The sequence below is a fragment of the Nesterenkonia salmonea genome (genome assembly GCF_005771525.1).
GTDB lineage: Bacteria > Actinomycetota > Actinomycetes > Actinomycetales > Micrococcaceae > Nesterenkonia > Nesterenkonia salmonea.
Genome location: NZ_VAVZ01000108.1, coordinates 1 through 1,019, shown reverse-complemented (window position 1 = coordinate 1,019; position 1,019 = coordinate 1). Strand labels below are relative to the sequence as shown.

Annotated in this window: 1 protein-coding gene; it reads left to right on the top strand. The window is 65.9% G+C overall.

The genetic code is table 11. From position 1 onward, the window contains the following. Positions 1-178: 178 nt before the first annotated feature. Positions 179-1,019: ISL3 family transposase (locus tag FEF26_RS15475; protein WP_138254422.1), on the top strand; the 841-nt coding region annotated here is incomplete at its 3' end.

Here is a 1,019-nt window from a genome sequence, read left to right as displayed (position 1 = left end):
GCCGATCCCTCGCCGGCAGAACCCTCACCCCCAACGCTTGACATTTATCTATAGGAGTGTCGCGTTTGAGGGTGTAGAAGCAGGAACGAGGGCCAGGGTCGGCGTGGCGGTCGGTGGATAGGAGTCGAGGCCTTCCGAAGATGGAGGTTCCTACGCCTTCGACTCGAAAGACCTCGACGTGCCCAAGCCTACTTTCACCTGTCCTGACCTGGAGAGCTTCTGCCTGCTCGGTGGCCTCGGCCTCACGGTCACTGGCCAGCAGATCCACCGCGACCGAGCAATCATGGAATGCCGAGTCACCGAGGACGACCCCTGGTGCCGGAACTGTGGCGGCGAAGGCATCCCGCGGGGCACGGTGGTGCGGAAGCTTGCGCATCTGCCACTGGGGTGGCGGCCCACCACCTTGTGGGTGAGGGTTCGCCGGTACCGGTGCGGGGACTGCGTCCGAGTGTGGCGGCAGGACACCACCGCCGCGGCCGAACCGCGGGCGAAACTGAGCAGACATGCGGTGCTGTGGGCGCTGAAATCAGTGGTGATCGACAGGATGAGCATCGCCCGGGTCGCCGCGGCACTGGCATCGGCCTGGCATACCGTCAACGACGCTGTCCTGGCCGCTGGCAGGCAGCTGTTGATCGAGGATCCTCACCGGTTCGAGGGTGTGAAGGTCATCGGAGTTGATGAGCACTGCTGGCGCCATACCGGCCGCGGGTCCCACTATGTCACCGTGGTCATCGACCTGACGCCGGTGAAGGAGCGCACCGGCCCGGCCCGGCTGCTGGACATGGTCCCGGGCCGGTCCAAGGCCGTGTTCAAGACCTGGCTCGGGGCCCAGAGCAAGGACTTCCGTGAAGGGATCGAGGTGGTGGCCATGGACGGGTTCACCGGGTTCAAGACCGCCACCGCCGAAGAACTCCCCGACGCCGTGGCGGTGATGGACCCATTCCACGTGGTCGCCGTGCGCCATGAGGCGCTGTGTGTGCGGATGGGGGTGAGAGACCCCTGTGGCCTGGTCGTCGCAG